This window comes from Acinetobacter sp. 479375 (assembly GCF_000581715.1).
Taxonomy (GTDB): domain Bacteria; phylum Pseudomonadota; class Gammaproteobacteria; order Pseudomonadales; family Moraxellaceae; genus Acinetobacter; species Acinetobacter ursingii.
Window position 1 is genome coordinate 1 of record NZ_JEZN01000011.1, and the last position, 12,063, is coordinate 12,063.

Sequence of the window (12,063 nt, forward strand, 5' to 3'; positions counted from 1 at the left end):
GGCTTTGTTGCACAAAGATTTAAAAGATAACACTCTGCTCATTTGAACAGAATTCAAGTGACAACTTGGGTATGAGGACGACCTAATTCTGTAAATTTGTTCAATACGGCTATGCGTGCATGAATCTCATTCACCTGACTAGAAAAACTCCTTGCTGTTAATTTATCACCTAATAGTTTGATGCAATGCATCTTGGTTTCAACTAAACTTCGACGATGATAACCAGACCATTTTTTCCAAAGCGTTCTTCCTAAACGTTTAACTGTTTTCAGTAACTCATTCCGCTCTAAAGATCTCAATTTCTGATCTTTCCATGGTTTTGCATTTTTTCTTGGCGGAATGAGCGCATGTGCATCTCGATCTAGAATGACTTGTCTGCAGTGCTTCGTGTCATAAGCACCATCGGTATAGACCGAATCAATTCGTTCATCTAAGGGAATTTGAGCAAGTAAATCACCGAGTACTTGCGAATCGCTCACATTATTTGTAGTAAGCTGTACTGCACGTATTTGCAAGGTTTCAGCATCGATGCCAATATGAAGCTTACGCCATTGGCGACGATATTCAGGTCCATGTTTCTTACGTTTCCACTCACCTTCACCTAGAAACTTTAAGCCAGTTGAGTCGACGAGTAGATGTAGCCCATCACTACTTTTTTGATAGCTAATCGCAATATCAATATGTTTTTGTCTTCGACAAAGCGTACTGTAATCTGGTGCGGTCCAATTTAATCCACAAAGTTTAATCAGACTTTGAACAAAACCTGTGACCATGCGTAAAGAGAGTCTAAATAAAGATTTGATCATTAAACAGCATTGAATAGCCGTATCGGAGTAAGTTTGATTTCGACCTTGCTTGTTTTGTGGTTGTGCATACCACTGAGTGTTTGGATCAAACCAAATGGAAATGTTGCCCCGATTAATGAGAGCGCGATTATAGGAAGACCAGTTGGTTGTACGATAAGTTTTAGGAGTAGGTTTATTCATTTTGAAATTATAGGACTGAATAAACCTTATAGGCTCTAGGTTTGTGCAACAAAGCCCTCTCCCTGTATAAACTTGATATTGTAACAAAATCAAGTTTATTAATTAGAAGAAGCTAAGACAATGAAATTACGATAAATGGTTAGTCACTTTTATATTAGTATTTCTGCGAAATCAATCTCTAAAAATATAAGGGAGACTACCTCCCTTATATTTCAACCAATCGAGATAATCGGTTATCTTATATCTCTAGACCACATATCTTTTACTTAATCCCCATTCTGCCAATATCCGTCTATATGTCGTTGAAGATTTGTCTGCTGCAAAGTGCGCCTCCATTGAAACATCTAATGGAAGTTCTTCCGGTTTTTGACTCTCAACAATATCCTGATCCTCTGCAAAAATTTGTGCATTGAAGTCATATACAGCCTGTAGGTCACCCGTCGTATCAAAATTACGTGTCAACGGAACAAATAGCCTGGTTTGATTATGCGAAACAGGACAACAAGCATTCAAAATTTTTAAAATCCCATTGTTAGGAAAATAGACAGTAAGTGTTGCCGAGAATGGAGGATATACATCAAATTCTCGTTTCCATAAGAAATTCTCTGGCTCTAAATGTCTCAAACTATGAGGAAGGTTACTTACTGTAGAGATATAAATCGTTTTAAGTCCATAATCTGTTCTTTCAGTTTCATATTTTGGCACTACTGGATTATCACGATCAGCGAATGCCTTGTTATGCACCCAGGCAAAATGTGCCACATCGATAAAACCTTCAAGCTGACGACCACTAGAACCTGCTATATCAACAAATGGTGGGAGTATTGATTGATGTTCATCCGAATCCCAAGTTTCAAGAACTGGAAAATTAGCTTCACTTTCATCACGGCTAAATAAGCTGGTCCAAACTAGTCCATATTTCTCAACTACAGGGAATTTAGTTAAGGTGAACCGATCTGAAATTTGGGTAAGTTCTGGTTGAGCAGGGATTTTTACGCACTTACCTTGTGCGTTATAGTTGAGCCCATGATAGGGACAAACAATATTTTCACCTTCTACCCATCCTTTACTTAATGGCACTCCTCGATGTGGACAGATATCTCTGACCAGATGAATTTCTCCACTTTCAGTTTTATAAATAGCCATTTTGACATCAAGAAGCTGAACTTGTTGCGGTTGAGTCGTTACATCCTGGATTTGAACTACCGGATACCAATGCTGCGCTAGAATATTCCAGTCATTTGGGTCAAATTGACTACATTGTGGCTGAGTGAATAAATTGAGAACTGGTATTGCATTCATTTTAGCGCTGCCCCTCTTATAAGTTATTGATTAATTCAAACTTCTTAGCATTGCTTCATCATGACTTTTTCTTTTCTATCTGTCTATTAAAGACTTTAGGAATGGTATTTCTAATTTTTAGAACACTTTTCTTATTATTGTTCTTCTTATCTAAACTTAACGAATAACTAGCATTTTATAACTCATCACAATTCTTAATTGATGCTGAATTACTTGGACTCCTATTACTACTCTGACTTTATTTAGTGTTGCCTTTTTGGCAACGAGTTGAGCGAGATTCTCTGCTATGCACGGAATTAAATTGTCATTAAGTTGATAACAACAAAGTTCAAAGAGCCACAAAAATGTTGATATACACACCACCTTCTACGGCTAAAAGTATTCCAGTAATCGACTTAAGCGACAGTTTTTCCGATAACCTAGAAAAACGGAAATCTGTTGCGTGGGAAATCCATAAAGCATGCAGAACAACAGGTTTCTTCTATATTAAAAATCATGGTATCGCTTCTGAAGTTCTCCAAAAACAACTAGACATTGCAAAACAGTTTTTTGATCTTCCGATCGAAAACAAATTAGAGATTGATTTCAAAAACTCCAAATGCCTTCGTGGTTATGAACCTATGGCAGCCCAAACACTCGATGAGGGTTCTCCTCCTGACCTAAAAGAAGGCTTCATGTCTGGAAAAAACCTAGATTCAAGTCACCCATATGTCCAAAAAGGATATCCACAACATGGGCAAAATCAGTGGCCTGAAGACCTCCCTGAAATGAAAACTCAGACTGAAACTTATATTCAACAGGTGTTAAAACTGGGTAAACATCTAGCTGGTTTACTAGCCCTTTCTCTTGGTCTTGAAGAAAACTACTTCGAAGTAGGCTATGACGAAGCTGTGATTATTACTCGTATGCTTCACTACCCACCACAGTCTGAAGAAATTATAAATAATCAGTTGGGTTGCGGTGCGCACACCGATTGGGGCTTATTGACCCTCTTATTACAAGATGAAGTGGGTGGACTAGAAGTCCGCAACAGTGAGGGTGAATGGATTCGTGCACCTCACATTCCAGATACTTTTATCGTAAATTTAGGTGATTTAGTCCAATTCATGACTAATGGACTATACCTGTCAAATATGCACCGAGTTTTCAATAGTAAAGCAGGAGTCTCTCGTTATTCGGTTCCATCCTTCTTCGATCTGGATTACGAATACAAAATCAAAAGGCTCCAAAATTTAAGTGATGAATTTAAGGCTGAACCTAAAGAAATGACCGTAGGTGAATACTTAGCCTATATGTATCAGAAAACTTACGCTGCGAAAAAAGAAGCCGTTTAATTTATTCAACAGTTGGTATCAAAATTATGAAAAAAATGTTTCCTCTAGGTTGTGCTGGTTTAGGCATTCAAAACTCATCAAAAGAACGACCAGTAAGCCTGAATGAGCCTACTATTCTCGAACAGTTCGAAATGCTAAAAGCTGCGGAGGTCTTTGATTTTCTGGATCGTATCCCTCTTGAAGATAGTCAAATAGATGCTTACATCAAGGCAAGTCAGAAAACAAATATCCCTATTTATTCTGGTTGTGGCTTATATGTCATTGGCAAGGATGAGGAAGCATTCAAACAGGATATTAATCGTAGTGCCGCTGTAGGGGCCAAATTCCACAACATGATGATTTGGGCAAAACATGCAGATGGTCATTATGTAACGAACGAAGAAGTTGCTAAAACTTATATCGATTTCTACACCTACGCTCAAAGTAAAGGAATAACGGTTACCTTAGAGTGCCACGTTGATAACTGGTCTGAAGATTATCGTCGAGTAATTCCGGTGGCAGATCTTATAGAAAAAGAAGGTGTGCCGTTTGAGTTTGCAATGGATTACAGCCATTGTATTTTTAAAATTGAAAATGAAATTGAGCTTGCTGTATCACAAATGCGTGATGATCCTGAAGCTATCAGAAAGTTAGATCCTTTTAATAATGATAGTTTTGCAGATGATTGGCTGAATCGAAATTTAGTTACATGGGGGCAGATCCGTCCTGCAGTCCCGAATAATCCAGTTAACTGGTTAGCATTTGAAACAGGACCATATAATGGCTTAGGAACAAATCGTCCTGGCCGAGGAATTCAGTATCCATTTAATCAACCTACGGAAGGTGAATGGCATACAGACTTCTGGCATGCATATAAGCTTGCACCAACCAAAGAAGTCATTCGTAAAATCATTGATAGCTACTTGAACAATCCAAATTCTAAAGTTCAACTTATGACTGTTGATAATATCAATTTAGAGTCGTATGGTTTAAATTGGAAATACAACATGTTTGCCGACAGTTGCAGTGTTGCCCATTATATTCGTGAGATTTATGAGGAGCGACTGGCAATATTTATGGCAAAACAAAATTCAACTGATACTCTTCAAAGAGAATCAGCATGAATAACCTACTTAATTTAAAAAATATTTTCGTAAATGCCAGTCTTTTAGGACTTTTACTCATCAGTGGGGCCAATCCAGCATTGGCCGCTGATCAAGCGGCTTTTGTCTATGTCGCTCATAAAAACGATTATGGTTGGTCTTATTCACACGATATAGGTCGTCTGAAAGCAGAAAAGTCCTTACAGGGTAAATTTAAGACCTCTTATATCGAGAATATTCTAGATAATGCCGACTCTGAACGTACATTTCGGAGACTCGCACAACAAGGAAATAAGGTTATATTTGCTACTACCTTCGGGTATATGAATGCCATTGAAAAGGTAGCTAAACAGTTCCCGAACACCATTTTTATGCATGCGAACGGATATAAAACTGCAAAAAATGTGGGAGTCTATGATATCCGAACCTATGAAGGCTCTTACTTGCAAGGGGTATTGGCAGGCTATAAGACTAAAAGTAATGTTTGGGTGTTGTAGCACCATTCCCAATTCCTGAAGTCATTAGAGACATCAATGCCTATACACTTGGGGCTCAATCTGTAAATCCAAAAATTAAGACCAAGATAGTCTGGATTAACACTTGGTTTGATTCAGGAAAAGAGCATGAGGCTGCACTTGCATTAATATCGCAAAATGCTGATATATTATCACAAGTCACCAACTCACCCGCTGTAGTTAAAGCTGCTCAGGAAAAAGGGAAATTTGGCTTTGGCTGGAACTCAGATATGAGTAAGTTTGCTCCTAAAGGTCACCTAGCTGCATCAGTGTTATATTGGGAAAAAATCTATACTCCTGTTTTGCAGCAAGTGCATAACAAAATATGGAAGTCGGGATCGACATGGTATGGTGTCAAGGAAGGTGCCATCGATATAGCAGGTTTTGGTCCAATGGTCTCTAACAATGAAAAAATGAAGGTTTTGGCTGTCCGAGATAAAATTCGTAACGGTCAATATATTGTGTTTAGTGGACCACTTTACAAACAAGATGGAACATTACTTTTGGGAAAAGGTAAACATCTCTCAAATACGCAATTGATGAGTATGAATTATTTCGTTAAAGGCGTGGATGCTGCTTATCCAAAATAAACAAAGCTAAGCCTTTATTGAGGGATTTCGATAAGGGCTTAGCTTTTTAGTTGTACTTTTCAGGTTATGTTTATTGTCCAGCTTCGCCTCTTTGTAGGATTTCATCTGTAATAAGCCTGGAGAGAGCGTCTGTTGCTGTGGAAAGATAATGCCCTTTACGTGCATACAGACCTAAATCACAGTAGATACCATTGTTATCATTAAGCGGAATATAGCGAAGGCGATTATTAATTATTTCATTTTCCAACCCAAAGAATGTCTGAAAACCAATTCCCTTATTCCTGAGTATTAACTGTTTCATTAATTCCAAAGAACTCGTTTGCATTTTAAAATTTGGAATAGCATGTTGTGCACCCGCAAATAATGGCGCCAACTGTTGATAAATAGATAAATTAGGTTTTGGCATAATCACATCATAGTCGAGGCACTGATGGAATGACACCGTCTTTTGAGAGGCCAAGGGATGCTCAGTCGATACAATTGCACCTAATTTAAAATGGGATATTGCTATTTGGTGCAAATCATTATGCTTTGGCAAGGCAAAAGCCAAGCCTAGATCCACCCTATTTTCAATGATTTCATTAGGGATATCTTTTGAGCCTAAAATTGTAACCCCTACAGTTACATTAGGATATTTTACTTGGAATTTTTCAATAATCTCTGGCAGGAAATTAATTGCCAGTGTTTCAACACTCGCAATTTCTACATGACCTTTATAAAGCCCTTTCAGTGCATCCAATTCATTCTGCAATCGCTTAGTATCTCGCAATACTAAACTGATATGTCTTGAAAATAACTCACCTGCATGAGTAAGTACCATACCCGAAGGCACCCGATTGAATAATGGTGCTCCAACTTCATCTTCGAGTTTTAAAATTTGCCTGTTTACAGCAGAAGATACGACATTTAATTGTCTGGCTGCTTCCCTGATTGAACCGCACCGGCGTACAGCATCAAAATAATGAATTGCTGCTGAGTGAAAGCGAAGACCACGTGTACTCATTTTAACATCACATCCTATTCCAATTTTAAAGCCCCAATCCATTTATAAATTTGAATGAGCTATTGAAATAGAAGCAAAAAACTTGCCATTAAGTAGCAGCCATTTTTTGGACCTAAAGCATTATTTTCAGTGCATCCCGTTGCTTTTTCAGCATCACCACTCATTTAAAAAAGTTTAAGCAATTGTTTTTATTTAATTAATTAAGAATAGCTCTCTTTTTGGCATCAGCTTGCTCGATATTCATTGCTATGCGGTCTCATGATTATTTTATAAAAAAAGAAAACATTATTTTTGAGAGATTGCTACATGACTGCGCTGGAAAACAATCAAAACATTACCTCTATACCCATCATCGATATTTCTGGACTTTTGGATAATGACATACAAACGCACCAAAACATTGCCTCACATATTCGGAAAGCATGCTTAGATAAAGGTTTTTTTTACATTACGGGACATGGAGTTTCTAAAGCATTACAAGATAAGGTTTTTGAATATTCCAAATTATTTTTTAGTCTTCCCCCAGAACAGAAAAAGCAGTGGTCCAAAGAGCTTTCTGAAGCAAATAGAGGCTATGAATCATTAAGAGCACAAACACTTGAACCTAATTCTCCGCCTGATATAAAGGAAGGCTTTTATATCGGGAAGGAACGCTCACCTTCAGATCCTTTTGTCATCCATAAAGCTTTTAACCAAGGCCCAAACCAATGGCCAGATATTGATGGATTTAAAGAGGTAATGGAGGAATATCAAGTTGAATTGATTAAAGTCTCTGAACGACTCATGCGTGCTATTGCATTATCTCTAAACTTGGAAGCTGACTATTTCACAGAGTTTTGTAAGGATGCAGATTTAGTCACTTTACGCTTATTACACTATCCCCCTCAACCAGCTAATGCTCAACCAAATGAAAAAGGTTGCGGGGCACATACTGATTTCGGCGGGCTTACTCTATTACTTCAAGACCATAATCGTGGTTTACAAGTATGGGATCAGTCAACAAACCAATGGATTTGGGCAGAGCCTATTGAAGATAGTTATGTCGTTAACCTAGGTGACCTAATCTCTATGTGGACGAACAATACATATAGATCCACCCTCCATCGCGTCATCAACATCTCAGGTGGGGAACGATATTCTGTTCCATTCTTCTACAGCGGTAATCACCAGTATCAGATTGAATGCATTCGAGAGTGTTTGGAGGAAAACTCAGAACCGCTATATCCACCAATCAGTGTTGAACAGCATTATCGTAACATGTTCAAAAAAACATATATCTAATAATAAGGAGTTTCCCATGAAAAAATTACCAGTTATCGACATTGCACCTCTTTATGACGTTAACCATCCTGATTATGCAGATATATGCAACCAAATTGACCAAGCATGTCGTGAATGGGGATTCTTCTATATCAGTGGTTATAAACCGAATCACCTTGCAGAAGTTCAAAGTTTAGCTAAAGAGTTTTTTAGTAAGCCTCTACAAGAGAAATTAGAAATAGATATTCAAAAGAATAAAATTGCACATAGAGGATATGGTGCATTAGGAGTAGAACAACTGAACCCTGACTTACCTGAAGACTTTAAAGAAATATATGACATGGGTGTCCATTTAGAAGCTAATCATCCCGAAGTCATTAATCAAGAACCTCTAAGGGGACCAAATGTTTATCCAAATATTGAAGGGTGGAAAGTAGCTACAGAAGAGTATTTTGATGAAATGGTGGATTTAGCAAAAATATTGCTTAATGCCATGTCTCATGCCATTGGTCTTCCGCAAAATTATTTTGATCATTGTCTGCAAGACAGCCTATGTTTTCTCCGGTTAATTCATTATCCGCCTACCTTAGACAATACAGACTCTCAAGGTTTTAATGCGGGAACACATACTGATTATGGGTGTGTAACTATTTTGGCTCAGGATGAAGTAGGTGGATTACAAGTTCAGGATGTTAATGGTAATTGGATCGATGCTCCTCCTATACCTAACACCTATGTAATCAATATCGGAGATATGATGGCACGATGGTCAAATGATCTCTATAAATCGACACCTCATCGCGTTTCGAGTCCTAAAGGAAAACAAAGATTCTCATTTCCATTTTTCATACAACCTAGTCCAAAAACTGTAATCCGTTGCCTACCTAACTGTTACAGCGAATCCAATCCACCTAAGTACTTACCAATTACTAGTATGGAATATTTGCAATCACGTTTTAGTGCAACCTACAAACATCGTGCTGAAGTTTGAATATCGGAAACAATTATATGAAAAAAAATGCGCCCTATCTATTTTTAAGCACATGTTTAATAAGCACTTATTCTTTTGCTGAGGAATCATGGTTAAATTGGCAATCCAATAGTATTTCTGCACTTTACGGTAAAGGTTTTGAAGTTGAACCAGATACACATGAAACCATTACCTTCGAACATGCTAGTAATTGGAAATGGGGAGATCTTTATCTATTCGTCGACACTTATTGGTTTGATGGCGAAAAGACAGCTTCCCAAGGCCATAATGCGGTCTATACAGAAATAGCCCCACGCTTTTCAATAGGAAAACTAACCAATACGAATTTGAGCTTTGGGCCAGTGAAAGATGTCCTAATAGCTACGAGTTTTGACTTAAGTATTCAAGATCAGCCTGGCTATGACGATATGTGGACTTATTTAGTTGGTCCAGGTTTTGACCTAGATATCAAAGGCTTTGATTATTTCACCCTTAATTTTTACTATCGCATTCCAGACGATGGAAACACCCCAAGTGGACAATGGCAAATCACTCCTTCCTGGTCATATACCGTCCCATTTCTTAAATCATCAATCATTTTTGATGGATACATTGATTGGGTAGTCAATTCCAAAGGTAATAACTCTTCCGACTTTCACTTTAACCCACAAATCAAATATGACCTTAGCCCTCATCTAGGCTTAAGCCCAAAAAAATTAGCAGCAGGTATTGAATACGACTATTGGAAAAACAAATTCTTAATCGAAGACACTCCATATTTTAAAACTAATCAAAATGCTACTAGTTTCATCGTCAAATATACCTTTTAGGCTGAAGGAGAAAAACATATATGACTAACACAATCACAGCCAATAACTTAAAACCAAGCTCCATGATTTTTCTCAGTATCCAGCACGTCTTGGTAATGTATGCAGGTGCTGTTTCAATTCCCCTAATTGTTGGAGGAGCTTTAGGGTTAAGCACTGCAGAAATTGCTTTCTTAATTACTGCAGATCTATTTGTTTGTGGCATTGCCACCCTCATTCAAACTATTGGTTTTAAAAATGTAGGTATTCGCTTTCCCATTATGATGGGAGTTACCTTTACTGCAGTAGGCCCAATGATTGCAATTGGGACTAATCCAGATATGGGACTACTAAGTGTATTTGGGGCAATCATTATCGCAGGGATCTTTGGCTTCCTGATTTCACCATTTATTGGAAAGTTAATACGATTCTTCCCTCCTGTGGTGACAGGAACTCAAATTCTTGTGATTGGTCTATCTCTCATTGGTATTGCAGGCACATGGTCCGCTGGCGGATATGGGGTAAAAGACTTTGGAAATCCATTGTACTTATCTATCGCTGCCTGTGTTCTATTAAGCATTATTATCATCAGCCGTTATGTTAAAGGCTTTTTGGGCAACATTTCAGTTCTAATCGGGATGGGAATTGGTTATATCATCGCTGCATTTTCTGGCCTCATCTCTTTAGACAAGATAGATGAAAGCCCATGGTTAGGTTGGGTGATGCCATTTCACTTCGGTATTCCAGAGTTTAACTTTTGGGCTGTCTTGACTATGTGCGTAGTCATGCTGGTTATTTTCATTGAAACAGCTGGGATGTTCATGGCTGTAGGTGAAATTGTTGAAGAAGAGGTGGATCAGGAAAAATTGACTCGCGGTTTTAGAGCTGACAGCCTTGGCACAATGATTGGTGGGATTTTTAATATCTTCCCGTATACATCCTATGCTCAGAACATCGGTTTGCTAGCGATCACAGGTGTTAAGAATCGCAGTGTATGTGCTTTAGCTGGTGTGTTTTTAATCCTTTTAGGTCTATTTCCTAAAATAGCTTACTTTGTTGCGTCTATACCCTCATGTGTTCTAGGTGGAGCCGCATTGTTTATGTTTGGGATGGTGACATCTAATGGTATCAAAGTACTGCAGCGTGTCGACTTTCAAAATGTGAATAATCTCTACATCATTGCAGTCAGTGCCGGCATAGGTATGTTGCCTGTATTCTCACCTACTATTTTCTCACAACTACCATCTTATCTTTCACCTCTGTTAAACAGCCCAATTTTGCTAACGGCTTTTTGTGCTGTGATTTTGAATGCTGTTCTCAATCGAAAACAGCGGATATTGGATGAATAGTATCTTCAGAAATTGAAAGATGCATAAATATCAGATACACAGGGCTTTGTTGCACAAACCTAGCCTATAAGGTTTATTCAGTCCTATAATTTCAAAATGATCAAATCTTTATTTAGACTCTCTTTACGCATGGTCACAGGTTTTGTTCAAAGTCTGATTAAACTTTGTGGATTAAATTGGACCGCACCAGATTACAGTACGCTTTGTCGAAGACAAAAACATATTGATATTGCGATTAGCTATCAAAAAAGTAGTGATGGGCTACATCTACTCGTCGACTCAACTGGCTTAAAGTTTCTAGGTGAAGGTGAGTGGAAACGTAAGAAACATGGACCTGAATATCGTCGCCAATGGCGTAAGCTTCATATTGGCATCGATGCTGAAACCTTGCAAATACGTGCAGTACAGCTTACTACAAATAATGTGAGCGATTCGCAAGTACTCGGTGATTTACTTGCTCAAATTCCCTTAGATGAACGAATTGATTCGGTCTATACCGATGGTGCTTATGACACGAAGCACTGCAGACAAGTCATTCTAGATCGAGATGCACATGCGCTCATTCCGCCAAGAAAAAATGCAAAACCATGGAAAGATCAGAAATTGAGATCTTTAGAGCGGAATGAGTTACTGAAAACAGTTAAACGTTTAGGAAGAACGCTTTGGAAAAAATGGTCTGGTTATCATCGTCGAAGTTTAGTTGAAACCAAGATGCATTGCATCAAACTATTAGGTGATAAATTAACAGCAAGGAGTTTTTCTAGTCAGGTGAATGAGATTCATGCACGCATAGCCGTATTGAACAAATTTACAGAATTAGGTCGTCCTCATACCCAAGTTGTCACTTGAATTCTGTTCAAATGAGC

9 protein-coding genes and 2 pseudogenes are annotated in these 12,063 nt (G+C 38.1%); 8 read left to right on the top strand and 3 right to left on the bottom strand.

The features are described from left to right. Positions 1-53: 53 nt before the first annotated feature. Together J500_RS10325 and J500_RS10330 are read right to left on the bottom strand one after the other, a co-directional pair. Positions 54-986, bottom strand: a complete 933-nt coding sequence (locus tag J500_RS10325) for an IS5-like element ISAha2 family transposase (RefSeq protein ID WP_001040037.1) — start codon at positions 984-986, stop codon at positions 54-56. A 246-nt stretch (positions 987-1,232) separates the two neighbouring features. Further along, positions 1,233-2,288 (bottom strand): aromatic ring-hydroxylating oxygenase subunit alpha, encoded by a 1,056-nt coding sequence (locus tag J500_RS10330; protein WP_004992287.1) that lies wholly within the window; start codon positions 2,286-2,288, stop codon positions 1,233-1,235. A 344-nt stretch (positions 2,289-2,632) separates the two neighbouring features. Between J500_RS10330 and J500_RS10335 the strand changes: the two genes are divergently transcribed. From J500_RS10335 to J500_RS17855, 3 genes and pseudogenes are all read left to right on the top strand, one after another. Then, complete coding sequence (locus tag J500_RS10335; protein ID WP_000909845.1) at positions 2,633-3,622, top strand: isopenicillin N synthase family dioxygenase; 990 nt, start codon at positions 2,633-2,635, stop codon at positions 3,620-3,622. A 26-nt stretch (positions 3,623-3,648) separates the two neighbouring features. Further along, complete coding sequence (locus tag J500_RS10340; RefSeq protein WP_000738084.1) at positions 3,649-4,725, top strand: hypothetical protein; 1,077 nt, start codon at positions 3,649-3,651, stop codon at positions 4,723-4,725. After that, a pseudogene (locus J500_RS17855) lies at positions 4,722-5,809 on the top strand (BMP family ABC transporter substrate-binding protein). The gene J500_RS10340 and the pseudogene J500_RS17855 overlap by 4 nt, the downstream one beginning before the upstream one ends. A 70-nt stretch (positions 5,810-5,879) precedes the next feature. Here J500_RS17855 and J500_RS10355 read toward each other — a convergent pair. Then, positions 5,880-6,812, bottom strand: a complete 933-nt coding sequence (locus J500_RS10355) for a LysR family transcriptional regulator (RefSeq protein WP_000107470.1) — start codon at positions 6,810-6,812, stop codon at positions 5,880-5,882. Positions 6,813-7,118: 306 nt separating this feature from the next. Between J500_RS10355 and J500_RS10360 the strand changes: the two genes are divergently transcribed. The 5 genes and pseudogenes from J500_RS10360 to J500_RS10380 all read left to right on the top strand — a co-directional run. Beyond that, the gene (locus J500_RS10360; protein WP_000125683.1) at positions 7,119-8,093 is read left to right on the top strand and encodes an isopenicillin N synthase family dioxygenase; all 975 of its coding nucleotides are present in this window, start codon (positions 7,119-7,121) and stop codon (positions 8,091-8,093) included. A gap of 16 nt (positions 8,094-8,109) precedes the next feature. Then, positions 8,110-9,063: an isopenicillin N synthase family dioxygenase gene (locus J500_RS10365; RefSeq protein ID WP_000735995.1), complete on the top strand. Its 954-nt coding sequence runs from the start codon at positions 8,110-8,112 to the stop codon at positions 9,061-9,063. Between the two features lie 17 nt (positions 9,064-9,080). Continuing rightward, positions 9,081-9,872, top strand: a complete 792-nt coding sequence (locus J500_RS10370) for an outer membrane protein OmpK (RefSeq protein WP_004992292.1) — start codon at positions 9,081-9,083, stop codon at positions 9,870-9,872. A gap of 20 nt (positions 9,873-9,892) precedes the next feature. After that, complete coding sequence (locus J500_RS10375; protein ID WP_000185581.1) at positions 9,893-11,197, top strand: nucleobase:cation symporter-2 family protein; 1,305 nt, start codon at positions 9,893-9,895, stop codon at positions 11,195-11,197. Between the two features lie 96 nt (positions 11,198-11,293). Continuing rightward, a pseudogene (locus J500_RS10380) lies at positions 11,294-12,046 on the top strand (IS5-like element ISAha2 family transposase); the annotation flags it as partial. Between the last annotated feature and the right edge of the window lie 17 nt (positions 12,047-12,063).